We start from the raw sequence: 22474 nt of genomic DNA, 5'->3' as shown, positions 1-22474 counted from the left end.
AGTTATCCTTCATCAATTTCAATCTCTCCCTTCCACGGGTAATGAAAGGACAACAAAAAAGCACTAACTAATTGATTTTATTGAATTTAATTTATAAAAATTAAAATCATAAATCTCCCTATCAAAAGAAACGTGAAAAAAAACACAATAAGCCCTCCCTATGGAAAGATACCGAACACCGTGCCTAACCTGCTCGTATTTAAAATTAACAACCACCCCACTCCTATAAAAAGTTAGACATCGATTTTAAATAACATAACAGCATTCAAGATCTAAGCAAATCAACATCATTCAAATCCGCTCAAGAAATTCAAAAAAGTAAGATTAATAATAAAACCCTATCACCTCATCAAAAACAGCGTTGAATTTCCGCAAGATACTTCATACACTCCTCATAAATTATGAAGGTACAGAAAATGTTTAGTAATCTGTAGACAATAACATTGTCTCTTCGAGTACAACTGGGATGTAAACAATGAATATCTTTACGCGTATTTCTATTACTTTGCTCTTATCTTCTATTTGCCCTCTCACCCAAGCGGGAATGACGGTATACCCAATGGAGATCTCGTTAGGGACAAAGGGTGCCGATAAAATAAGAGTGATCTCGCAGGATGATAACGTTCAGTTTGTGAAAGTCATATTGAAAAAAATCGCTGAGCCAGGAACGCCAAAAGAACATGAGATCGATGCGACTGCAGAGGATAAAAGTAACTTTATCATAACGCCGCAAAAACTGGTAATGGTGCCAACTTACTGATTTAGTGTACGATGGTGTTTTTGAGGTGCTCCCGTGGCTTCCATCTCCATCAGTTGTCCCTCCTGCTCAGCTACTGAAGGCGTGGTGCGTAACGGTAAAAGTACTGCCGGACATCAGCGCTATCTCTGCTCTCACTGCCGTAAAACATGGCAACTGCAGTTCACTTACACCGCTTCTCAACCCGGTACGCACCAGAAAATCATTGATATGGCCATGAATGGTGTTGGATGCCGGGCAACCGCCCGCATTATGGGCGTTGGCCTCAACACGATTTTACGTCACTTAAAAAACTCAGGCCGCAGTCGGTAACCTCGCGCATACAGCCGGGCAGTGACGTCATCGTCTGCGCGGAAATGGACGAACAGTGGGGCTACGTCGGTGCTAAATCACGTCAGCGCTGGCTGTTTTACGCGTATGACAGGATACGGAGGACGGTTGTGGCGCACGTCTTCGGTGAACGCACTCTGGCCACACTGGAGCGTCTTCTGAGCCTGCTGTCGGCCTTTGAGGTCGTGGTATGGATGACGGATGGCTGGCCGCTGTATGAATCCCGCCTGAAGGGAAAGCTGCACGTAATCAGCAAGCGTTACACTCAGCGAATTGAGCGGCATAACCTGAATCTGAGACAACATCTGGCAAGGCTGGGACGGAAGTCACTGTCGTTCTCAAAATCGGTGGAGCTGCATGACAAGGTCATCGGGCATTATCTGAACATAAAACACTATCAGTAAGTTGGAGTCATTACCCTGTTCGGTATTGAAATCGCTAAGCATGAATAATCCCTTCTATTGCAGCAACATAAATTAATAATGCATCTGTATTTGTTATTTTATCAGGCCATCCAAGTAATCCGCCCATACCTGCAGCCATTTCCGGCACTCAGCATCATACTTATACAAGTTGTAGATCCCTTCAACACCGCCACGTGTATGCCCCAATACGGCCTCTGCTACCTCATTTGGACACTGCAAACGAGATAACCCCGTTCGTACTGTACGACGCAGATCGTGCGGCGTCCAATGAGGCATATCAAGCATTTGACCGCTTTCACGTAAACGCCATGAGTTTTCAGTTAGATACTTCTGCTGAATTGGCTTCTTAGTGGCTTGCGAAGGGAATAGATATTTGTCAGAGGTAAGGCGTAAAACCTTGAGAAAGTCGATTGCCTGATCAGATAACTGTACGTAGCGCTCTATCTCTGTTTTAGTTTCTCGCAGATGAATAGTGCCTTTTTCAAGATCAACATCCTTCCATGCCATATTGCAGACTTCACCGGTACGACACCCGGTCCAGAGAGTCAGACGTAACACGTTTTTGATCGTTGGCGTGTAAGCCGAACCCGGAAGCCATTTAAGGAATTTTGCTAGCTCGTCCTCGCTCAGTACTCGTGTTCCACGTCCGTTTGTGAGCTTGATTCTGGTCTGTCGCAAGCTGGATTTTGCTAACAACGCCGGATTCGCAAAACTGTCATCAAAACGACCAAGGCCAATAGCAAACTCATAAGCGAGTGAAAGTTCCCTCAGAACATTACCAGCCTGTACGTTTGCGCCTCTGGCAACAATGCCATTAATTAAATTGATAACATCCTGGCGCGTAATCTCAGCAGCATTTCGTGTTCCTAAGGTTTTAACGGCATCACCATAAAGAGTGCGACGAACCTCTGCTTGCCCTTTAGGCTTTCTGGCACCGGGAATGATCCTCCCATCCTTCGTTTTACGATCCTCAATACGCTCGGTAAGATACAGTTCAACCAACCCTTCAACCGTCAGCACTGGCGCTTTTGGTTTTTGGCTCTCTTCTAATAACCGTTGCTTCTCATCTTTTAGCTCAGACGCCGGACAGCGCCCTTCATTTCTGATTAGTTTGAGTTCTTGCAACTTCATACGTGCCATTGCGAGCGAGGTTTGCGGGAAGCTGCCAATTTTTACCTGTGACAGCTTATTGGTCACTGGGCTAGTATAGCGGTAGAAAAAGGTCTTGATACCAGAAGCACCGCAAGTCACACGCAGGCCCCGGTTCTCACCCGTATCAGCCTTGTTTTTGTCCCCAGGCTTCATCATTTCGACCGCTTTGGATGACAAAGGTTTGCCTGCTGGTTTATCCGTCATATAAGATCCATTTTATGGCTAACCACTTGATTTATTAAGGCTGAAATCCAGCCTTTGTTTCCAAGTGTAGGTTGTGAGTTTATTGAGTGCAATTATACCATAACCTACATAACAACCTACACTTTGACCTACACTTACAAGTGGGTTTTGGTGATTTTTTATGAGACAACGTGATATCTAATGAGAACAACAAAAATCACAATTTACTTTAAATTCAACGGAATATATAAATTATGTCACTGAATGACAACGTAAACTTAGATTCACACACCCCAATGATGCAGCAGTATCTGAAGCTGAAGGCACAGCATCCGGAAATCCTGCTGTTTTACCGTATGGGCGATTTTTACGAGCTGTTTTATGACGATGCTAAGCGTGCATCGCAGTTGCTCGACATCTCGCTGACCAAACGTGGTGCATCGGCGGGTGAACCCATTCCTATGGCAGGTATCCCGCATCACGCGGTAGAAAACTACCTGGCCAAACTGGTGAATCAGGGCGAGTCCGTCGCTATCTGCGAACAGATAGGCGACCCGGCGACCTCTAAAGGTCCGGTTGAGCGCAAAGTTGTGCGCATCGTCACGCCAGGTACCATCAGTGATGAAGCCCTGCTGCAGGAGCGTCAGGATAACCTGCTGGCGGCACTCTGGCAGGACAGCAAAGGGTTTGGCTACGCGACGCTCGACATCAGCTCCGGACGTTTTCGTCTGAGTGAACCGGCTGACCGTGAAACGATGGCTGCCGAATTGCAGCGCACCAACCCGGCAGAATTACTCTATGCCGAGGATTTCGCCGAAATGGCGCTTATCGAAGGCCGTCGTGGATTGCGCCGCCGTCCGCTTTGGGAGTTCGAAATTGATACCGCGCGTCAGCAACTGAATCTCCAGTTTGGCACCCGCGATCTGATTGGCTTTGGCGTCGAAAACGCCCCGCGCGGACTGTGCGCAGCAGGTTGTCTTCTGCAGTACGTGAAAGACACCCAGCGCACCGCCCTGCCGCATATCCGCTCTATCACGATGGAGCGCCAGCAGGACAGCATCATCATGGATGCCGCTACGCGCCGTAACCTGGAGATCACCCAGAACCTGGCGGGTGGCGTCGAGAATACGCTCGCCTCGGTCCTTGACAGTACCGTGACGCCGATGGGCAGCCGTATGCTTAAACGTTGGCTGCATATGCCGATTCGGGATACCGATACGCTGGTTTGCCGTCAGCAGACGATTGCTGCGTTGCAGGATCGTTATACCGATCTGCAGCCGGTCCTGCGCCAAGTAGGCGATCTGGAACGTATCCTGGCCCGTCTGGCTCTGCGGACAGCGCGCCCACGCGATCTTGCGCGGATGCGTCATGCTTTTCAGCAGTTGCCGGAACTGCGTGCTCAGTTAAGCGACGTAGACAGCGCCCCCGTTCAGAAACTCCGCGAAACCATGGGCGAATTTACCGAGCTTCGCGAGCTGCTGGAGCGCGCCATTATTGATGCACCTCCGGTTCTGGTGCGTGATGGCGGCGTGATTGCCCCTGGCTACAACGAAGAGCTGGACGAATGGCGTGCGCTGGCCGACGGCGCAACAGACTACCTTGATAAGCTGGAAATCCGCGAGCGCGAGCGACTTGGGCTCGACACCCTGAAAGTGGGCTATAACGCGGTACACGGTTACTATATTCAGATCAGCCGCGGGCAGAGCCACCTGGCACCGATTCACTACGTGCGTCGCCAGACATTGAAAAATGCAGAACGCTACATTATTCCTGAGCTGAAAGAGTACGAGGACAAAGTTCTCACCTCGAAAGGCAAAGCGCTGGCTCTGGAAAAACAGCTGTATGACGAGCTGTTTGACATGCTGATGCCACACCTGGCCGACCTGCAGTTAAGCGCCAGTGCGCTGGCGGAACTGGATGTTCTGGTGAATCTTGCAGAACGCGCTGAAACGCTGAACTATACCTGCCCGACTTTTACCGACAAACCCGGCATTCGCATTACCGAAGGTCGTCACCCGGTAGTAGAGCAGGTGCTGAACGAACCGTTCATCGCTAACCCCCTGAACCTGTCGCCGCAGAGAAGGATGCTGATCATTACCGGTCCGAACATGGGCGGTAAAAGTACCTATATGCGCCAGACAGCGCTGATCGCGCTGCTCGCTTACATCGGCAGCTACGTCCCGGCGCAAAACGTGGAGATTGGCCCCATCGACCGCATCTTTACCCGCGTGGGCGCAGCGGACGATCTGGCTAGCGGCCGCTCAACCTTCATGGTTGAAATGACCGAAACGGCTAACATTCTGCATAACGCGACGGAACATAGCCTGGTGCTGATGGACGAAGTCGGACGCGGAACATCAACCTATGATGGTCTGTCACTGGCATGGGCCTGTGCTGAAAGTCTGGCGAATAAGATCAAGGCAATGACCCTGTTCGCAACCCACTATTTCGAGCTGACACAGTTGCCGGAGAAAATGGAAGGGGTTGCTAATGTCCACCTTGATGCGCTGGAACACGGCGACACTATCGCCTTTATGCACACGGTGCAGGATGGCGCGGCGAGCAAGAGCTATGGCCTGGCCGTCGCAGCGCTGGCGGGTGTTCCTAAAGAGGTGATTAAACGCGCGCGTCAGAAACTGCGTGAGCTGGAAAGCCTCTCACCGAATGCGGCTGCAACGCAGATTGATGGCACACAGATGTCGCTGTTAGCACCAGCGGAAGAGACGTCGCCAGCAGTAGAAGCCCTGGAAAACCTCGACCCGGATTCCCTGACGCCGCGTCAGGCGCTGGAGTGGATTTATCGGCTGAAGAGTTTAGTGTAGTTTTTTGCCGGGTGGCGGCTTCGCCTTACCCGGCCTACACAACCCGTAAGCCCGGTAAGCGCAGCGCCACCGGGCTTTTTTTTACAGCAACGGCGGAATGGTCGGCACCTGTGGTGCCTCGTCAATATCCTTCTGCGTCATGCGAAATGCTTCCGGATAGTGATCCCGACTGGTACGGCGCAGCGGTTCAGTATCACGCCAGGTATACAGGCAATGCTGGCACTGATACACAGTCCAGACCCCTTTCACGGGAGATGTCGCCATTACTTCAATGTGTTCATCGGCACAACGTGGACAAATCATCTTTTCCTCCTTATTGACGTGCAGCCAGCATCGCGGTCAGTTTTTCCGCCCAGGCTTTAGTTTCAGGTAAATCCTGTACCGGCTGGCTGTAGTGGCCACGGGTGTCCGGAGCAACTGGCGTCGTAGCATCAATAATCAGCTTGTCGGTAATACCCGCCGGGCTCGAACCAGGGTCAAGTTCAAGCACTGACATGTTCGGCAACTGCACCAGATCACCTGCCGGGTTCACTTTCGATGACAGCGCCCACATCACCTGTGGCAGGTTGAACGGATCGACATCCTCATCCACCATAATGACCATTTTCACGTAGCCCAGACCGTGCGGCGTGGTCATGGCACGTAAACCAACCGCACGAGCAAAACCGCCGTAGCGTTTTTTAGTAGAGATAATCGCCAGCAGACCGTGGGTGTACATCGCATTCACCGCCTGCACTTCCGGGAATTCCGCTTTTAGCTGCTGGTAGAGCGGCACGCAGGTGGCTGGCCCCATCAGATAGTCAATCTCGGTCCACGGCATGCCGAGGTAGAGGGATTCGAAAATCGGTTTGGTGCGGTATGAAACTTTATCAATACGCACCACTGTCATGTTACGGCCACCGGAATAGTGTCCGGTAAACTCACCAAACGGCCCTTCTATCTCACGCTTGCGGCCTTCGATCACCCCTTCGAGGATCACTTCTGACCCCCACGGCACGTCGAAACCGGTCAGCGGTGCGGTGGCAATCGGGTACGGGCTTTTACGCAGCGCGCCAGCCATTTCATACTCGGACTGATCGTATTTAAGCGGTGTAGCGCCCATGAGCGTGATGATTGGATCGTTGCCAAGCGTTATCGCAATCGGCAGATCTTCCCCGCGCTCTTCCGCTTTGTGCAGATGCAGGGCAATGTCGTGCATCGGTACCGGCTGCAGGCCGAGCTTGCGCTTGCCCTTCACTTCCATGCGGTAAATACCGACGTTTTGCTTGCCAAAATGATCGGGGTCCAGCGGATCGCGCGAGACAACGCAGGCTTTATCAAGATAAAAACCACCGTCACCATCATTCAGGCGAAACAGCGGCAGGATATCGAACAGGTTAATGTCTTCACCGTCCACCGTATTCTGCGCCCAGGCCGGGTTAGCGCGACGCTCCGGTGTGACGGGGAATTTATCCCAGCGGCGGATAAACTCGTCGATCTGTTTTTTGACCGGGGTGTTCGCAGGCAGTCCCATCGAAATGGCGTGATTCTGCCAGGAGCCAATCGTATTCATCACGACACGGGCATCGGTAAACCCGCGAATGTTGTCGAACCACAGCGCGGGGGCACCGTCGCCAATACGTCCCGTTGCGTTGGCTGCCGCAGCCAGATCCGGCTCGGCGTTTACCTCTTCCTCAATTTTCAGCAGTTGCCCTTGCTCATCGAGCGCCTGCAGGAAGCTTCTCAAATCATCAAATGCCATCTTTATTCTCCTGTGAAAAATGTTTCGCCTCCTGCAACCCGTTCCAGCGGCGTGCCTTTTTATGCTCCAGACCAAACTGGTCAAGCACGCGGGTCACAATATGCTGGGTAATGTCATCGGCGGTTTGCGGGTGGTTGTAATACGCAGGCATGGGCGGCACCATCGCCACGCCCATGCGGGAAAGCGCAAGCATATTCTCCAGATGAACGGTGCTGAGCGGCGTTTCACGGGGAACCAGCACCAGCTTACGCCCCTCTTTCAGCACCACATCTGCCGCGCGCCCCACCAGCCCTTCGGCGTAGCCTGCGCGGATCCCCGCCAGCGTTTTCATGCTGCAGGGAATGACGATCATGCCGTCGGTGCGAAATGAGCCGGATGAGATGGTGGCGGCCTGGTCAGCCGGACTGTGGACAACGTCAGCCAGAGCAGCAACGTCCTGCGCGGTGTAAGGCGTTTCCAGCTCAATGGTGGTTTTTGCCCACTTCGACATAACCAGGTGGGTCTCCACCTCCGGAATCTCCCGCAAGGCCTGGAGTAGCGCCACGCCCAGCGGAGCGCCTGTCGCCCCTGTCATTCCCACGATCAATCTCATTCAGCACCTCAATTTTTTTGTTCGTACACGAACATTAAAACTAAACTACTCCCGAACCATTTTCCTGACAAGATCGTTCGTACACGATCACACGAATCGCTAAAAAATGCCGCGTTAAAATCCGGAGCAATAGCGGCTATCATAGTGGGAGATTTTTTCCGTCGGAGTGTTCATGGAACTAAGAAAAGAGGCGTTCCACCTGTTACGTCAGCTTTTTCAACAGCATACCGCGCAGTGGCAGCACGCCTTGCCGGAACTGACCAAGCCGCAGTATGCGGTCATGCGCTCAATTGCCGAGCATCCTGGCATTGAACAGGTGGCATTGACCGAAGTCGCGGTTAGCACAAAAGCGACGCTGGCAGAAATGCTAAGCCGCATGGAGGCGCGCGGGCTGGTCAAACGTGAACTCGATCCTGCGGATAAGCGCCGCCGGTTTGTCTTCCTGACGCCAGAAGGAGAAGCCCTGCTTGCAGGCTGTAAACCGGTTGGCAATGAGGTGGATGAGGCGTTTTTAGGACGTCTAAACAAGGCCGAGCGGGAGCAGTTCTCTGCGCTCATCAAAAAGATGATGCACGATTAATTCACGCTGGTGCGCATAAAATCGATAAAGCTACGCACTTTTGCGGGTACATGCCGGGCATCAGGATAAACCGCGTAGATGCCCTGCTTCGCAAAGGTGTATCCCGGTAAAACCGACACCAGATTTCGCGCATCCAGTGCCTCACGCACCAGCCATTCCGGTAGTAACGCCACACCACTTCCTGCAAGTGCAAAGGCCATTAGCGCCTGCGCACTGTCCGCAAACAAACGCGGTGCTTTTTTAATCTCCAGCGTCTCTGATGCCCCGCTGGCATCTTTTACCTGCCAGTGCAACGGCGAGGTCAGACGCTCGTGAACGAGCCAGTCAGCTTGTGCCAGATGTTCCAGCGATTCAATTGGATTTTTCGCCAGCCACTCGGGCGTCGCGACGGGCAGGATGGAGAAGTGCGAGATCGCAGCTGCGTGATAGCGCGAGTCGGCGAGCGTCCCCAGCCGGATGGCGACATCAAAGCGCTCTGAAATTAGGTCGGCATGCAGCGACGACGAAACATGTCTTACGCGAAGATCAGGATGCTGCTGGCTAAACCTGGCCAGCAAAGGAACCACGACCCTTGAGCCATACTCCGGTGTGGTCGTGATCCGCAATTCCCCCGTGAGCCCCCCATGATTCGCGCGTACATCGTCCTGCAATTGCTCTGCATCCTTCAGAAGCGCGACGCTGCGTTGATGAAAAAGCGCACCGGCCTCGGTTAAGGTCAGACGTCGGGTGGAACGCAGCAACAGGGTGACGCCCAGCTCAGCTTCGAGCTGGCGGATATTGAAGCTAACCACGGCTTTTGTCAGCCCCATTGCGTCGGCTGCCGCAGTGAAACTGCCGGTATCAGCTACCGCTACAAACATCGCCGTCCGCTGTAAATTAATCATCGTCACTTTTTTTACTGTCAAAATGTGTTTGACAGTATATCTCGCTTTGTCGCATTTATCCGTACCTCCCGGGCCGCTACGATACGCCACCTCACGGGAGGAACCGCCATGACGTATCGCAGCAAAGTCGCCGTTGTTTATCTACTGGGCTTTTTTCTTGATTTGATCAACATGTTTATTGCCAGTGTCGCCTTTCCGGCAATAGCGCACACGTTTAACGCTACGCCTTCAGCACTTGCCTGGGTCAGTAACGGGTATATTGCCGGGTTGACGCTGGTGATCCCTTTTAGCACCGTGCTGACACGCTGCATCGGGCCAAAGCGCGTCATCCTGCTCTCGCTTTTACTGTTCAGCGCAACCTCTGTTGCCGCAGGCTTGTCTTCCTCACTGGGAAGCCTGATTGCCTGGCGAGTACTGCAGGGAGTGGGAGGAGGCTTATTGATCCCCGTCGGACAAGCACTGACCTGGCAACAGTATAAGCCCCACGAGCGTGCCAGACTTTCTTCAGCGGTCATGCTGGTGGCGTTGCTTGCTCCCGCTTGCTCGCCTGCAATCGGGGGAGTTCTGGTGCAGATGCTAAGCTGGCGGTGGATATTTTTTGCCACCCTTCCCGTTGCGGTGGTGACGTTTATGTTGGCCTCCCTGTGGCTGAAACACGAAATGCCACCGATGAAAGCGACCAGGCTGTTAAATCTGCCTTTGCTGATGAACCCACTTCTGCGTTTTTCCATGCTGGTCTATTTATGTGTACCCGGCATGTTTATTGGGGTGAACGTAACAGGTATGTTTTATCTTCAGAACGAAGCGAACATGACGCCTGCCGAAACGGGAATGCTCATGCTGCCATGGTCTCTGGCATCATTCATGGCGATCACAGCGACGGGCCGCTATTTTAACCGCATCGGCCCTCGGCCACTTATTGTCACGGGTTGCCTGCTGCAGGCGCTGGGCATTTTGCTGTTGCTCAACGTCAACTCAGCCACAACAGCGCTGTTACCCACCGTTGCGTTTGTATTGATGGGAGCAGGAGGCAGTCTTTGCAGCAGCACGGCTCAGAGTAGTGCTTTTTTGACGACGCGCCGGGAAGAGATGCCGGATGCCAGCGCCCTGTGGAATCTTAATCGCCAGTTGAGCTTTTTTGCCGGAGCCCTGCTACTGGCACAGATGCTGAACCTGGCCCAGATATATCTGACACCTCTCGCCGCGTGGCACGGGATGTTTATTTTTGCCGCAGGCATCACCTTATTGCCTGTACTGTATGCTTTTCGTCTTAACAATAAGCAGGTGCTAACACAGCTGCGACAGGAGAATTCATGACGCTTTTCGAACAAGAGATTATCGACCTCCACATTGCGCTCGAAAGCTGGTTAGGTAATGGCGAAGGTGATATTGACGCACTGCTCGCCCGTTTCCGGCCTGATTTTTTGATGGTCCCGCCTGGGGGGACCCATATCGACTATGACGGTCTTGTCAGCTTTCTGGAAAAACAGCGCGGAAGCCGTCCCGGACTGAAGATCGTCGTCGATGAATTAACAACTCGACAGACATGGAGCCACGGAGCGGTGCTTCACTACCGGGAGACGCAAACTCGTCCCGATCACCCGGTCAACGTGCGCTGGTCAACCGCCCTGCTTAATCTGGAAGGTGATTTGATCGCGTGGCGTTTGCTGCACGAAACAGCACAGCCGTAGAAAAAAAGAAAAAGGCCCGTCTCACGACGGGCCTTTTTTTGACGAAAGGTTGCTTATTCGCGGAACAGCGCTTCGATATTCAGACCTTGCCCCTGCAGGATTTCACGCAGGCGGCGCAGACCTTCAACCTGAATCTGACGAACACGTTCACGGGTCAGGCCAATTTCGCGGCCGACGTCTTCCAGTGTTGCAGCTTCATACCCCAGTAAACCGAAACGACGCGCCAGCACTTCACGCTGTTTGGCGTTCAGTTCGAACAGCCATTTGACGATGCTCTGTTTCATGTCATCGTCCTGCGTGGTGTCTTCCGGACCGTTGTCTTTTTCATCGGCCAGGATGTCCAGCAGCGCTTTTTCGGAGTCGCCACCCAGCGGGGTGTCAACCGAGGTAATGCGCTCGTTGAGACGCAGCATACGGCTTACGTCATCAACCGGTTTGTCGAGTTGTTCGGCAATTTCTTCTGCGCTTGGCTCGTGGTCCAGTTTATGGGACAACTCGCGCGCGGTACGCAGATAAACGTTCAACTCTTTGACGATGTGAATCGGCAGGCGGATCGTACGGGTCTGGTTCATAATAGCCCGTTCGATGGTCTGACGAATCCACCAGGTCGCGTAGGTTGAGAAACGGAACCCGCGTTCCGGGTCAAACTTCTCAACTGCGCGGATGAGGCCTAAGTTGCCCTCTTCAATCAGATCCAGCAGAGCCAGACCACGATTGCCGTAACGGCGAGCAATTTTCACGACCAGTCGCAAGTTACTTTCAATCATGCGACGACGCGAGGCAACATCACCACGCAAAGCACGACGTGCGAAATAGACTTCTTCTTCGGCCGTTAACAGTGGGGAGTAACCAATCTCCCCAAGGTAAAGCTGAGTCGCGTCCAGTACACGCTGTGTGGCACCCTGCGATAACAGCTCTTCTTCAGCCAAATCGTTATCACTGGGTTCCTCTTCTACTAAGGCTTTTTCGTCAAAAGCCTCTACTCCGTTCTCATCAAATTCCGCGTCTTCATTTAAATCATGAACTTTCAGCGTATTCTGACTCATAAGGTGGCTCCTACCCGTGATCCCTGAACGAGACACCCTGGCTGGCATGCCCCGTCAAATTATCGCTGCGGCAAGTACTGCAGCGGGTTTACGGATTTCCCCTTGTAACGAATTTCAAAATGCAAGCGTGTAGAACTGGTTCCGGTGCTACCCATAGTAGCGATTTTTTGCCCCGCCTTAACTTCTTGTTGTTCCCGGACCAGCATTGTGTCGTTATGGGCGTAGGCACTCAGGTAATCATCGTTATGTTTGATGATAATAAGATTACCGTAACCGCGCAGAGCGTTACCGGCATATACAACACGTCCATCTGCGGTCGCGATGATAGCCTGTCCCTTACTCCCTGCGATATCGATCCCTTTATTTCCACCTTCGGAGGAAGAGAAGTTTTCGATAACCTTGCCGTCAGTTGGCCAGCGCCATGTAGAAATTGGCGAACTGGACGTCATACTGCTGGCAGTCGGTTCAGTAGAGCTAACCACAGGTGCCGTCACGGGTGCTGTGACAACAGTCGCAGTCCCTTTATTATTCGGCAACATTTTGTTAGCAGTCTGATCACCTGAATCCTCAGAATACGTAATTACAGGTTGTGAAGCAACCACTGTGGTGGATTTTTGTGCAGGCTTAACGCTGTTATTTTGTGCAGTCACATCGGCCGCAGAAACGGTGTTACCTGGCGTAAGTGGCTTGCCTGTGGCGTTGCCAACCTGAAGCGTTTGGCCCACTTCCAGTCCATACGGCGCCTGAACGTTGTTACGCTGGGCGAGGTCACGGAAATCGTTCCCGGTAATCCACGCAATGTAGAACAGCGTATCCCCGCGTTTCACGGTATAGGTACTGCCGCCGGTATAGCTGCCTTTAGGAATGTTCCCATACTGACGGTTATAAACTATGCGGCCATTTTGGGTCTGGACAGGTTGTTCAACTGGCTGAACCTGCATTGGCTGTGTAACAGGATGTTGCACAGGCTGAATTTGTGGTGTTTGCTGCGGCGCAGCAGTACCCATTTTAGGTGGCGGCGTGATCAACATTCCGCTGGACGTGCTACCGGAGCCGCTGTTTCCGCCGACGGAACTGACGGGCGCAGGCGCGTTGTTAGAACTTGTACAGCCTGCCAGCCAAAGCGAAACCAGTGATAATGCCGCAACACGGCTGATGGTGAATTTAGGGCTTCCCGCGCTCATTTATCCCCCAGGAATGTGTTAACTACCAGTGACTTAAAATTTACCGTGAAGGCACGACTCTTTCGCGCCACACCATACGCTGAATTTGCCTTAATAACCCTGGATAATTCCGAGTCTCAGGCCAACTCCCCCTTTACCAGAGGCACAAAACGCACGGCTTCCACGGTGTCGATAATAAACTCGCCGCCACGTCGACGAACGCGCTTCAAAAGCTGCTGCTCGTCCCCGACAGGCAAAACAAGAATGCCCCCCTCATCCAGTTGCGACAACAGGGCTGCAGGAATTTCAGGCGGGGCCGCCGTCACGATGATAGCGTCAAACGGGGCGCGAGCCTTCCAACCCTGCCATCCATCACCGTGTCGTGTCGAAACATTATGTAAATCAAGTTGTTTCAGGCGACGACGCGCCTGCCACTGCAAACCTTTAATACGCTCAACGGAGCACACATGATGAACCAGATGCGCCAGGATGGCGGTTTGATACCCCGATCCGGTGCCAATTTCCAGTACACGGGAGTCGGGAGTCAGCTCCAGAAGCTCCGTCATGCGCGCCACCATGTAGGGCTGCGAAATCGTCTGGCCCTGCCCGATAGGCAGCGCCACGTTTTCCCACGCTTTGTGTTCAAACGCCTCGTCTACAAATTTCTCACGCGGAACCTGAGCGAGCGCCTCAAGCACGTGCTCGTCGCGGATCCCCTGCGCGCGTAGTTGTTCCAGAAGAGTTTGTACACGTTTGTTTACCATTGCGCGTTCACTCCTGCGCGATCCAGCCAGCCCGACACCACATCATGCGCGCTATACGCGGTTAAATCTACGTGCAGCGGTGTAACCGAAACATAGCCTTCATCCACGGCGGCAAAGTCGGTATCAGGACCCGCATCGCACTTATCGCCGGGAGGACCGATCCAGTAAAGCGTATTCCCACGTGGATCCTGCTGCGGGATCACCTGATCGGCCGGGTGCCGGCTTCCGCATCGCGTGACGCGAATGCCTTTAATTTCATTCAGCGGGAGATCCGGCACGTTGATATTGAGGATGCGCCCGGTACGTAGCGGCTCACGGCTGAGCGCGCGCAGGATCGAGCAGGTCACCACGGCTGCGGTGTCGTAATGCGTGTGACCGTTTAACGAGACCGCCAGGGCAGGGAACCCCAGATGTCGTCCTTCCATTGCGGCTGCCACGGTACCGGAGTAAATCACGTCATCGCCGAGATTTGGGCCGGCGTTAATACCCGAGACGACGATATCCGGGCGCGGTCGCATTAACGCGTTCACGCCCAGAAATACGCAGTCTGTCGGCGTGCCCATCTGCACGGCAATATCGCCATTTTCAAAGGTAAAAGTGCGAAGCGACGACTCCAGCGTCAGTGAGTTGGACGCTCCACTGCGGTTACGATCGGGGGCCACGACCTGCACATCCGCAAATTCGCGAAGGTGTTTCGCCAGGGTCTGAATGCCCGGCGCGTGGATCCCGTCATCGTTACTCAGCAATATTCGCATAATCACCCGATGTGTTGATAAGTTCCCTGACAACACTGGTGGCAAAGCTACCTGCCGGTAGCCAGAAGCGTAACTCGACGGTTACGTCATCCCACCAGTTCCAGCTTAACTGCTGCGGATAGAGCAGCATCGCGCGGCGTGCTGCTTCGACTTTTTCCCGCACCAGCAATGATTGTAATTCTTGTGCATTCGCAACGGCAGACTGCTCCGCAGCCAGCGCATCGCCCTGCGTCCCCCACTCGCCCGTACCGAGCAACGCGGCGGTAATCATCAGCGTTTTGGCATCCACGCGCGACTGAACATCGGCCATTTCTTCGGCCGTTGCCACAAACCAGCTTCCGCGTCCCGCTAATTGTAGCGCATCGCCAACAACAACTTGATTCGCGTCCGGTTTTTTCAGCCTTTCGCTCACAATCTGATTAAACAACGCACTACGCGCCGCAGACAACCAAAAACTGCGTTTATTCCTGTCACGGACGGGCGCATCACTTTGTGCCCAGCGCAGCGCACCCTGCAGGTTGCTGCCGCCAATACCAAAGCGCTGAGCGCCAAAGTAGTTAGGCACGCCATCGGCGTTGATAGCAGCCAAACGCTTCTCGACGTCATCGCGGTTTGTGATTTCGCGTAGCACCAGCGTAAAATCGTTACCTTTCAAGGCGCCCAGACGCAATTTGCGTTTATGGCGGGCGTACTCCAGTACCTTACAGCCTTCAAGCTCAAATTTGCTTAAATCAGGCATCGTATTGCCGGGAACGCGTGCGCATAGCCACTGTTCAGTGACGGCGTGTTTATCTTTCTGGCCGGCAAAACTCACTTCACGAGCATGAATTTTGAGGAATTTTGCCAGCGCATCGGCCACAAAGCGGGTATTGCAGCCATTTTTCAGAATGCGCACCAGGATATGTTCGCCTTCGCCATCGGGCGCGAACCCCAGATCCTCGACTACGAGGAAATCTTCGGGGCTGGCTTTCAGCACCCCGTTCCCCTGCGGTTTACCGTGCAGGTATGTCAGGTTATCGAAGTCTGTCATGCGTTCGCCTTCACCAGCAGCGCCACGGCTTCACAGGCAATCCCTTCGCCACGGCCGGTAAAGCCCAGTTTCTCCGTGGTGGTTGCTTTGACATTGACGTCATCCATATGGCAACCCAGATCTTCAGCAATAAACACGCGCATCTGAGGAATGTGCGGCAACATTTTTGGTGCCTGAGCGATGATCGTCACATCGACGTTGCCCAGGGTGTAACCTTTGGCCTGAATACGACGCCAGGCTTCACGCAGCAACGCACGGCTATCCGCACCTTTGAAGGCCGGATCCGTGTCAGGAAAAAGCTTGCCAATATCACCCAGCGCAGCAGCACCGAGCAATGCATCGGTTAATGCATGTAATGCCACGTCGCCATCAGAATGCGCCAGCAACCCTTTTTCATAAGGAATACGTACGCCGCCAATGATAATTGGGCCTTCTCCGCCAAAGGCGTGTACATCAAAACCGTGTCCAATTCGCATTATGCCTTCTCCTGATGGGTCGAACGGGTAAGATAAAATTCCGCGAGCTGTAAATCTTCAGGGCGCGTCACTTTTATATTATCAGCACGTCCTTCAACAAGCTCAGGGTGAAAACCGCAATACTCCAGCGCTGAGGCTTCGTCCGTAATGGTCGCACCTTCTTTAAGCGCACGCGTTAAGCAGTCATGGAGTAATTCGCGGGGGAAAAATTGTGGCGTCAACGCGTGCCATAAATCGACGCGATCAACGGTGTGAGCGATAGCCCGTTTACCCGGCTCAGCGCGTTTCATGGTGTCACGCACCGGCGCGGCGAGAATCCCGCCAACCTTGCTTGTTTCGCTCAGGGCCAGCAGGCGCGCGAGATCGTCCTGATGCAGGCATGGACGCGCGGCATCATGCACCAGCACCCACCGGGCATCCCCGGCGGCCCGAATGCCCGCCAGCACGGAATCGGCGCGCTCGGCACCGCCATCGACAACGGTAATCTGCGGATGATTTGCCAGCGGTAACTGCGCGAAGCGCGCATCGCCCGGGCTGATAGCGATGATCACACGCTTCACACGTGGATGCGCCAGCAGCGCCGCCACAGCATGTTCGAGGATCGTTTTATCGCCAATTGAGAGGTATTGCTTGGGACATTCTGTCTGCATGCGCCGGCCAAAACCTGCGGCCGGCACCACGGCGCATACGTCCGAAAAAGTTACTGCCATGTCGTAATCCTGGGCCTGATTATCGATTGTTTTGTGCTGAGCCCTGATTGCGTTTAGACGCATCCGGAACCAGACGATAAAAAGTTTCGCCCGGCTTAGTCATACTGAGTTCATTGCGTGCGCGTTCCTCAATCGCCTCTTGCCCGCCATTGAGGTCATCAATTTCAGCAAAGAGTTGATCGTTTCGCGCCTTAAGTTTGGCGTTTGTTGCCTGCTGAGCCGCAACGTCATCGCTCACCCGGCTATAGTCGTGCAGTCCGTTCTTACCGAACCACAGCGAGTATTGCAGCCAGATCAGCAAAGCCAGCAACAGCAGCGTTAGTTTACCCATCCTGCCCCCTGAAAAACGGCATCATCATCCCAAAACGCCCCAGGGCACTACGCCGGGGGTACAGAGATGCCGCAACATCGCGGGCAAATGTACCACATTTTTTCCGCAGAATCGCCCTGCACAATATCGTCACACAGTTGGTTACGGTTTGAATTATGGCTGAAGTTAGCCCATGAGCCACAAAAATAACAGTCCAAACATCAGGACCACCGTCACAATCGTGACCACGGCACTGTAAAGGAGTTTGCCATTGAGTAGCGAATGCAACGCAATGCCGACGACAACCGCGACGGGCATCAGCGCCAGGAAGAATGGCCAGGTGTAGAGAAAGAAGAACAGCGTATTACCGCCGTAAATGAGAAACGGGATACCCAGCGCCAGTAACCACGAGACGAAGCCGACGATGGCCCCAGGAAATGACCAGGTCGTCTCGTCGTCGGTCGCTATCGGCTCCGACCCGGTGGTAATGATGTAGTTTTCACTGTTGCGCATAGCTAATCCTGTGACCATGACTCATCGCTCGGGTAAATAGCGCCCAAACGATACCGTCTCAGGATCTGATAATATCGTCCCGTCTGAGGAGGTCTAATAATTGGCTTACTAAATTTGTTACCAATTGTTGACCTTCCAGGTGAATTTCAGGCGATTCAGGCGCTTCGTATACTGCGTCTATTCCCGTGAAATTTCGCAGTTCACCCGCACGCGCTTTCTTGTACAGCCCTTTCGGATCGCGCGCTTCACAAATCTCCAGCGGCGTATCGACAAACACTTCGATAAAGCGATCCTGCCCAACGCGCTCACGCACCATCTGGCGCTCTGCCCGGTGCGGAGAGATGAACGCAGTAAGGACCACCAGCCCGGCATCCGCCATCAGGCTCGCCACTTCCCCTACCCGACGGATATTCTCTTTACGGTCTTCGTCGCTGAAGCCCAAATCGTTGCACAGACCATGGCGCACGTTGTCCCCATCCAGCAGGTATGTGCTCACGCCTTGCTGATACAGCGCCTCTTCCAGCGCCCCCGCTACCGTGGATTTACCGGAACCCGACAGCCCGGTAAACCACAGCACAACCCCACGGTGACCGTGGAGTTGCTCACGCTGAGCGACAGTGACCGGATGAGGATGCCAGACGACGTTCTCATCATGAGCAGCCATTACTTCCCTCCCAGCAGATCGCGTGCACCCCAGTGCGGGAAGTGTTTACGCACCAGCGCATTCAGTTCCAGCTCGAAGGCGCTGAACTCAGACGCCACGGCGGCCTGTTCGTTAGGCTCGCGCACCATCCCGGCACCGACGGTGACGTTAGTCAGACGGTCGATAAAGATCAGCCCGCCCGTGACCGGGTTTTGCTGATACGGATCCAGCACCAGTGGCTCGTCGAAGGTCAGATCGACCAGGCCGATGCCGTTCAGCGGCAGCTCGGTGACGTCACGCTGGGTCAGATTGTTGATATCTACCTGGAACTGAATACCGTCCACGCGGGCGCGGGTTTTCTTGCCCGCAATTTTAATGTCGTAGCTTTGCCCAGCGGTCAGCGGCTGTTCGGCCATCCACACCACATCCACGGACGCGCCCTGTACCGCCGTCAGCGTTTCGTGCGCATCCACCAGCAGGTCACCGCGGCTGATATCAATCTCATCTTTCAGCACCAGCGTCACCGCTTCACCGGCTCCCGCCTCCGGCAGGTCACCGTCAAAAGTGACAATACGGGCAATAGCCGATTCTACGCCAGATGGCAGCACTTTGACGCGCTGACCCACTTTCACAGAACCTGATGCAATAGTGCCTGAAAAACCACGGAAATCGAGGTTCGGACGATTCACGTACTGCACCGGGAAACGCATCGGTTGGGTATCAACCACGCGCTGAATTTGAACGGTTTCCAGCACTTCCAGCAGCGTCGGGCCGCTGTACCACGGCATGTTCGTGCTCTGGGACGCGACGTTGTCGCCTTCCAGCGCCGAGAGCGGCACAAAACGAATGTCCAGGTTACCTGGCAGCTGTTCGGCAAAGGTCAGGTAGCTCTGGCGGATCTCATCGAATTTTTCTTCGCTGAAATTCACCAGATCCATTTTATTGATCGCCACCACCAGGTGCTTGATCCCCAGCAGCGTGGAAATAAAACTGTGACGACGGGTTTGATCGAGCACGCCTTTACGGGCGTCGATCAGCAGGATCGCCAGATCGCAGGTGGAGGCACCTGTCGCCATGTTACGGGTGTACTGCTCGTGCCCCGGGGTGTCGGCGATAATAAATTTGCGCTTCTCGGTAGAGAAGTAACGATAAGCCACATCAATGGTGATGCCCTGCTCGCGCTCCGCCTGCAGGCCATCCACCAGCAGGGCCAGATCGAGTTTTTCACCCTGGGTGCCGTGACGTTTGCTGTCGTTATGCAGGGAAGAGAGCTGATCTTCGTAAATCTGACGCGTGTCGTGCAGCAGACGGCCAATCAGGGTGCTTTTCCCGTCATCCACGCTGCCGCAGGTCAGAAAGCGCAGCAAGCTCTTATGTTGTTGCGCGTGCAGATAAGCTTCTACGCCGCCTTCTTTGGCAATTTGTTGAGCAATGGTCGTGTTCATGGCGGCTCCTTAGAAATAACCCTGACGTTTCTTCAGCTCCATGGAGCCTGCCTGGTCGCGGTCAATCACGCGCCCCTGTCGCTCACTGGTGGTCGACACCAGCATCTCTTCGATGATCTCCGGCAGCGTCTGTGCGCTGGATTCCACCGCACCGGTCAATGGCCAGCAACCGAGGGTACGGAAACGCACCATCTGTTTTTTGATCACTTCACCTGGCTGCAGGTCGATGCGATCGTCGTCGATCATCATCAGCATCCCGTCGCGCTCCAGTACCGGACGCTCAGCGGCCAGATACAGCGGAACGATCTCAATATTTTCCAGATAGATGTACTGCCAGATATCCAGCTCGGTCCAGTTGGAGAGCGGGAAGACGCGAATGCTTTCGCCTTTGTTGATCTGGCCGTTGTAGTTGTGCCACAGCTCCGGGCGCTGGTTTTTGGGGTCCCAGCGGTGGAAGCGGTCACGGAAAGAGTAGATACGCTCTTTCGCACGGGATTTTTCCTCATCACGACGCGCGCCACCGAAGGCCGCATCAAAACCGTATTTGTTCAGCGCCTGCTTCAGCCCTTCGGTTTTCATGATGTCCGTGTGTTTGGCGCTGCCGTGCACGAACGGGTTAATGCCCATCGCCACACCTTCCGGGTTTTTATGTACCAGCAGTTCGCAGCCATAGGCTTTGGCGGTACGGTCGCGGAATTCGTACATTTCGCGGAATTTCCAGCCGGTATCCACATGCAGCAACGGGAACGGTAGCGTACCCGGGTAAAACGCTTTACGCGCCAGATGCAGCATGACGCTGGAGTCTTTGCCGATGGAATACATCATCACCGGGTTAGAAAACTCGGCGGCCACTTCGCGGATAATATGGATACTTTCCGCTTCGAGCTGCCGCAGGTGAGTAAGACGTTTTTGGTCCATAACCGTTCCTTAAGCCAAATTTATAACAGAAGAACCAAAGCCTTCTGTGTCGGTTGTGTGCTGAAACCAGGCGAGCGTGCTGTGCAGCTGCACCACTTCCCCCACCACGATCAGGGCGGGCATAGGGGCGTCTTTCGCCAGGGTTGCAAGATCGTCAAGGGTGCCGATAGCAACGTGCTGATCGACGCGCGTACCGCGAGAAATAACGGCAACAGGTGTCTTCGCCTCGCGACCGTGCTGAATAAGTTGTTCGCTGATGTCCGCCGCCTTCATCGTGCCCATATAGATAGCCAACGTCTGTCGGCTTTGAGCGAGGTGAGACCAGTCGAACGGCGTGCTGTCCGCCTTGTAATGTCCCGTCACAAAGGTGACGCTCTGGGCGTAATCGCGGTGGGTCAGCGGGATACCGGCATATGCCGTTACCGCAGAAGCCGCCGTGATGCCGGGAACCACCTGGAACGGCACCCCCGCTTCGGCTGCTGCCTGCAATTCTTCGCCGCCACGACCGAAAATGAAAGGATCTCCCCCTTTCAGGCGAACCACGGTTTTGCCCGCTTTGGCGGCCGCAACCAACATCTGGTTGGTGTCGTGCTGCGGCACCGAGTGCTCTCCAGCCCGTTTGCCGACGCAGATTTGCTCGGCATCGCGGCGAATCAGTTCGCGTATGCCGTCAGTAACCAGGTGATCGTAGAACACCACGTCCGCGTCCTGCAGCACCTGCAGGCCGCGCAGCGTCAGGAGCCCTGCATCGCCCGGCCCTGCGCCTACCAGAATGATCTCCCCGCCGGTGCTGCCGGGGTTATCCAGTTCGTCTTCAAGAATTTTCTGCGCCGCTGTCTCATTGCCTGCATGCATCAGGCTGGCAAAGCGGCCGCGAAACACGCGTTCCCAGAAGCGACGACGTTCCGTCACGCTGGTCAGTCGGGTTTTCAGATGATTGCGCCAGTAGCTCGCTTTCTCTGCCATACGTCCGAGACTGGTTGGCAACAGCGCTTCGATTTTTTCCCGCAATACGCGCGCCAGCACCGGTGCGGTACCACCGGAGGAGATAGCGACCAGCAGCGGGGAGCGATCAACAATCGACGGGAAGATAAAGGAGCATAAAGGCTGATCGTCCACCACGTTCACCAGACGGTAACGCGCCTGAGCAGCATCTGAGATCCGTCGGTTCAGCTCGCGGTCTTCCGTTGCCGCAATCACCAGCACCACGCTGTCGATTTGTGATTCGTCGAAATCCGCCCCTGCAACGACCCGCACCTGCGCCCCTGCGCGCTGCAGAAATACGATTTTGCGATCGGCAATCTCACCTGTGCCAACAACCAGCACCGGCTTATCTTTAATCGCAGCAAATAAGGGCAGATAGTCCACAGCAGCAACTCACTAACAACGAGGAATAAAGGGACTATAGGGGGCGGCTTAGACCGAATGAAATTACGAATTGGAATGAGTAGTTACTCAATGGAATAACGCCATGAAAAAGCAAATATCAAAAAGTGCTTAACACGCGAAATTTCGGGCATTTAAGAGCAATTCAAATTGTGTAT

The 22474-nt window shown here is 54.0% G+C and carries 24 protein-coding genes; 6 read left to right on the top strand and 18 right to left on the bottom strand.

The window, feature by feature from the left end; genetic code table 11:
- Nucleotides 1-475 precede the first annotated feature (475 nt).
- A complete protein-coding gene (locus tag AC0XWG_RS12015; RefSeq protein ID WP_475680606.1) occupies nucleotides 476-760 on the top strand; it encodes a hypothetical protein in 285 nt (94 codons plus the stop codon).
- Between the two features lie 33 nt (nucleotides 761-793).
- Nucleotides 794-1491, top strand: a protein-coding gene (locus tag AC0XWG_RS12010; protein ID WP_223216367.1) for an IS1 family transposase whose coding sequence is annotated in 2 segments (ribosomal slippage) — nucleotides 794-1043 and nucleotides 1043-1491 — 699 coding nt in all. Because the reading frame shifts where the segments join, the coding sequence is not laid out codon by codon here.
- A gap of 93 nt (nucleotides 1492-1584) precedes the next feature.
- Here the strand turns inward: AC0XWG_RS12010 and AC0XWG_RS12005 are convergent.
- Nucleotides 1585-2868 (bottom strand): tyrosine-type recombinase/integrase, encoded by a 1284-nt coding sequence (locus tag AC0XWG_RS12005; protein ID WP_257247501.1) that lies wholly within the window; start codon nucleotides 2866-2868, stop codon nucleotides 1585-1587.
- A gap of 233 nt (nucleotides 2869-3101) precedes the next feature.
- On the opposite strand from AC0XWG_RS12005, the gene mutS reads away from it, so the two are divergent.
- Nucleotides 3102-5669, top strand: a complete 2568-nt coding sequence (mutS, locus tag AC0XWG_RS12000; protein WP_374760265.1) for a DNA mismatch repair protein MutS — start codon at nucleotides 3102-3104, stop codon at nucleotides 5667-5669.
- A gap of 81 nt (nucleotides 5670-5750) precedes the next feature.
- On the opposite strand, the gene AC0XWG_RS11995 is transcribed toward mutS, so the two are convergent.
- From AC0XWG_RS11995 to AC0XWG_RS11985, 3 genes are read right to left on the bottom strand one after another with little or no spacing between them, the layout of a single operon-like run.
- On the bottom strand, nucleotides 5751-5972 hold the full coding sequence (locus AC0XWG_RS11995; RefSeq protein WP_028016852.1) for a non-oxidative hydroxyarylic acid decarboxylases subunit D: 222 nt from the start codon (nucleotides 5970-5972) through the stop codon (nucleotides 5751-5753).
- Between the two features lie 10 nt (nucleotides 5973-5982).
- A complete protein-coding gene (locus tag AC0XWG_RS11990; protein ID WP_128347329.1) occupies nucleotides 5983-7410 on the bottom strand; it encodes a non-oxidative hydroxyarylic acid decarboxylases subunit C in 1428 nt (475 codons plus the stop codon).
- Entirely contained in the window at nucleotides 7400-8002 is a 603-nt protein-coding gene (locus AC0XWG_RS11985) for a non-oxidative hydroxyarylic acid decarboxylases subunit B (protein WP_049007386.1), read from the bottom strand. Before AC0XWG_RS11985 ends, AC0XWG_RS11990 begins: the two co-directional genes overlap by 11 nt.
- A 172-nt stretch (nucleotides 8003-8174) precedes the next feature.
- Here AC0XWG_RS11985 and AC0XWG_RS11980 point away from each other — a divergent pair, with 172 nt between their 5' ends.
- A complete protein-coding gene (locus AC0XWG_RS11980; protein WP_028016855.1) occupies nucleotides 8175-8582 on the top strand; it encodes a MarR family winged helix-turn-helix transcriptional regulator in 408 nt (135 codons plus the stop codon).
- On the opposite strand, the gene AC0XWG_RS11975 is transcribed toward AC0XWG_RS11980, so the two are convergent.
- Nucleotides 8579-9466 (bottom strand): LysR family transcriptional regulator, encoded by an 888-nt coding sequence (locus tag AC0XWG_RS11975; RefSeq protein WP_049007384.1) that lies wholly within the window; start codon nucleotides 9464-9466, stop codon nucleotides 8579-8581. The genes AC0XWG_RS11980 and AC0XWG_RS11975 overlap by 4 nt on opposite strands.
- A gap of 108 nt (nucleotides 9467-9574) precedes the next feature.
- Between AC0XWG_RS11975 and AC0XWG_RS11970 the strand changes: the two genes are divergently transcribed.
- Both AC0XWG_RS11970 and AC0XWG_RS11965 read left to right on the top strand, forming a co-directional pair.
- On the top strand, nucleotides 9575-10783 hold the full coding sequence (locus tag AC0XWG_RS11970; RefSeq protein WP_128347328.1) for an MFS transporter: 1209 nt from the start codon (nucleotides 9575-9577) through the stop codon (nucleotides 10781-10783).
- Nucleotides 10780-11157, top strand: coding sequence for a DUF4440 domain-containing protein (locus AC0XWG_RS11965; protein WP_128347327.1), 378 nt, complete (start codon nucleotides 10780-10782; stop codon nucleotides 11155-11157). The genes AC0XWG_RS11970 and AC0XWG_RS11965 overlap by 4 nt, the downstream gene beginning before the upstream one ends.
- A 53-nt stretch (nucleotides 11158-11210) precedes the next feature.
- Here AC0XWG_RS11965 and rpoS read toward each other — a convergent pair whose 3' ends face one another.
- From rpoS to cysG, 13 genes are all read right to left on the bottom strand, one after another.
- Nucleotides 11211-12203, bottom strand: a complete 993-nt coding sequence (gene rpoS, locus AC0XWG_RS11960; protein ID WP_008499600.1) for an RNA polymerase sigma factor RpoS — start codon at nucleotides 12201-12203, stop codon at nucleotides 11211-11213.
- A gap of 59 nt (nucleotides 12204-12262) precedes the next feature.
- Nucleotides 12263-13387: a murein hydrolase activator NlpD gene (gene nlpD / locus AC0XWG_RS11955; RefSeq protein WP_028016859.1), complete on the bottom strand. Its 1125-nt coding sequence runs from the start codon at nucleotides 13385-13387 to the stop codon at nucleotides 12263-12265.
- 116 nt (nucleotides 13388-13503) lie between these two features.
- Complete coding sequence (locus AC0XWG_RS11950; RefSeq protein ID WP_023333224.1) at nucleotides 13504-14130, bottom strand: protein-L-isoaspartate(D-aspartate) O-methyltransferase; 627 nt, start codon at nucleotides 14128-14130, stop codon at nucleotides 13504-13506.
- On the bottom strand, nucleotides 14124-14885 hold the full coding sequence (gene surE, locus AC0XWG_RS11945) for a 5'/3'-nucleotidase SurE (protein WP_028016860.1): 762 nt from the start codon (nucleotides 14883-14885) through the stop codon (nucleotides 14124-14126). The genes AC0XWG_RS11950 and surE overlap by 7 nt, the downstream gene beginning before the upstream one ends.
- Entirely contained in the window at nucleotides 14866-15915 is a 1050-nt protein-coding gene (gene truD / locus AC0XWG_RS11940) for a tRNA pseudouridine(13) synthase TruD (RefSeq protein WP_128347325.1), read from the bottom strand. Before truD ends, surE begins: the two co-directional genes overlap by 20 nt.
- Nucleotides 15912-16391 carry a 2-C-methyl-D-erythritol 2,4-cyclodiphosphate synthase gene (gene ispF / locus AC0XWG_RS11935; RefSeq protein WP_114978621.1) on the bottom strand — a complete coding sequence of 160 codons (480 nt, stop codon included), beginning with the start codon at nucleotides 16389-16391 and terminating at the stop codon, nucleotides 15912-15914. Before ispF ends, truD begins: the two co-directional genes overlap by 4 nt.
- Nucleotides 16391-17101 carry a 2-C-methyl-D-erythritol 4-phosphate cytidylyltransferase gene (ispD, locus tag AC0XWG_RS11930; RefSeq protein ID WP_128347324.1) on the bottom strand — a complete coding sequence of 237 codons (711 nt, stop codon included), beginning with the start codon at nucleotides 17099-17101 and terminating at the stop codon, nucleotides 16391-16393. Before ispD ends, ispF begins: the two co-directional genes overlap by 1 nt.
- A 19-nt stretch (nucleotides 17102-17120) precedes the next feature.
- Entirely contained in the window at nucleotides 17121-17432 is a 312-nt protein-coding gene (gene ftsB / locus AC0XWG_RS11925; protein ID WP_008499609.1) for a cell division protein FtsB, read from the bottom strand.
- Nucleotides 17433-17597: 165 nt separating this feature from the next.
- Nucleotides 17598-17924: a DUF3561 family protein gene (locus tag AC0XWG_RS11920; protein WP_028016864.1), complete on the bottom strand. Its 327-nt coding sequence runs from the start codon at nucleotides 17922-17924 to the stop codon at nucleotides 17598-17600.
- A 58-nt stretch (nucleotides 17925-17982) separates the two neighbouring features.
- Nucleotides 17983-18588, bottom strand: coding sequence for an adenylyl-sulfate kinase (cysC, locus tag AC0XWG_RS11915; protein ID WP_049007380.1), 606 nt, complete (start codon nucleotides 18586-18588; stop codon nucleotides 17983-17985).
- Nucleotides 18588-20012 (bottom strand): sulfate adenylyltransferase subunit CysN, encoded by a 1425-nt coding sequence (gene cysN, locus AC0XWG_RS11910; RefSeq protein WP_049007379.1) that lies wholly within the window; start codon nucleotides 20010-20012, stop codon nucleotides 18588-18590. The genes cysC and cysN overlap by 1 nt, the downstream gene beginning before the upstream one ends.
- A 9-nt stretch (nucleotides 20013-20021) precedes the next feature.
- On the bottom strand, nucleotides 20022-20930 hold the full coding sequence (gene cysD, locus AC0XWG_RS11905; protein ID WP_006811770.1) for a sulfate adenylyltransferase subunit CysD: 909 nt from the start codon (nucleotides 20928-20930) through the stop codon (nucleotides 20022-20024).
- A 9-nt stretch (nucleotides 20931-20939) separates the two neighbouring features.
- Nucleotides 20940-22289: a siroheme synthase CysG gene (cysG, locus tag AC0XWG_RS11900; RefSeq protein WP_164881325.1), complete on the bottom strand. Its 1350-nt coding sequence runs from the start codon at nucleotides 22287-22289 to the stop codon at nucleotides 20940-20942.
- Nucleotides 22290-22474: the final 185 nt, after the last annotated feature.

The sequence above is a fragment of the Enterobacter sp. DVT3837 genome, assembly GCF_056238685.1.
The sequence above is the reverse complement of the archived record's forward strand: the minus strand, read 5'-3'. Positions and strand labels throughout refer to the sequence as shown.

Coding starts and splice junctions, on each gene's coding strand:
- AC0XWG_RS12015 (WP_475680606.1), top strand. CDS start 476: ATGAATATCTTTACGCGTATTTCTATTACTTTGCTCTTATCTTCTATT.
- AC0XWG_RS12005 (WP_257247501.1), bottom strand. CDS start 2,868: ATGACGGATAAACCAGCAGGCAAACCTTTGTCATCCAAAGCGGTCGAA.
- mutS (WP_374760265.1), top strand. CDS start 3,102: ATGTCACTGAATGACAACGTAAACTTAGATTCACACACCCCAATGATG.
- AC0XWG_RS11995 (WP_028016852.1), bottom strand. CDS start 5,972: ATGATTTGTCCACGTTGTGCCGATGAACACATTGAAGTAATGGCGACA.
- AC0XWG_RS11990 (WP_128347329.1), bottom strand. CDS start 7,410: ATGGCATTTGATGATTTGAGAAGCTTCCTGCAGGCGCTCGATGAGCAA.
- AC0XWG_RS11985 (WP_049007386.1), bottom strand. CDS start 8,002: ATGAGATTGATCGTGGGAATGACAGGGGCGACAGGCGCTCCGCTGGGC.
- AC0XWG_RS11980 (WP_028016855.1), top strand. CDS start 8,175: ATGGAACTAAGAAAAGAGGCGTTCCACCTGTTACGTCAGCTTTTTCAA.
- AC0XWG_RS11975 (WP_049007384.1), bottom strand. CDS start 9,466: ATGATTAATTTACAGCGGACGGCGATGTTTGTAGCGGTAGCTGATACC.
- AC0XWG_RS11970 (WP_128347328.1), top strand. CDS start 9,575: ATGACGTATCGCAGCAAAGTCGCCGTTGTTTATCTACTGGGCTTTTTT.
- AC0XWG_RS11965 (WP_128347327.1), top strand. CDS start 10,780: ATGACGCTTTTCGAACAAGAGATTATCGACCTCCACATTGCGCTCGAA.
- rpoS (WP_008499600.1), bottom strand. CDS start 12,203: ATGAGTCAGAATACGCTGAAAGTTCATGATTTAAATGAAGACGCGGAA.
- nlpD (WP_028016859.1), bottom strand. CDS start 13,387: ATGAGCGCGGGAAGCCCTAAATTCACCATCAGCCGTGTTGCGGCATTA.
- AC0XWG_RS11950 (WP_023333224.1), bottom strand. CDS start 14,130: ATGGTAAACAAACGTGTACAAACTCTTCTGGAACAACTACGCGCGCAG.
- surE (WP_028016860.1), bottom strand. CDS start 14,885: ATGCGAATATTGCTGAGTAACGATGACGGGATCCACGCGCCGGGCATT.
- truD (WP_128347325.1), bottom strand. CDS start 15,915: ATGACAGACTTCGATAACCTGACATACCTGCACGGTAAACCGCAGGGG.
- ispF (WP_114978621.1), bottom strand. CDS start 16,391: ATGCGAATTGGACACGGTTTTGATGTACACGCCTTTGGCGGAGAAGGC.
- ispD (WP_128347324.1), bottom strand. CDS start 17,101: ATGGCAGTAACTTTTTCGGACGTATGCGCCGTGGTGCCGGCCGCAGGT.
- ftsB (WP_008499609.1), bottom strand. CDS start 17,432: ATGGGTAAACTAACGCTGCTGTTGCTGGCTTTGCTGATCTGGCTGCAA.
- AC0XWG_RS11920 (WP_028016864.1), bottom strand. CDS start 17,924: ATGCGCAACAGTGAAAACTACATCATTACCACCGGGTCGGAGCCGATA.
- cysC (WP_049007380.1), bottom strand. CDS start 18,588: ATGGCTGCTCATGATGAGAACGTCGTCTGGCATCCTCATCCGGTCACT.
- cysN (WP_049007379.1), bottom strand. CDS start 20,012: ATGAACACGACCATTGCTCAACAAATTGCCAAAGAAGGCGGCGTAGAA.
- cysD (WP_006811770.1), bottom strand. CDS start 20,930: ATGGACCAAAAACGTCTTACTCACCTGCGGCAGCTCGAAGCGGAAAGT.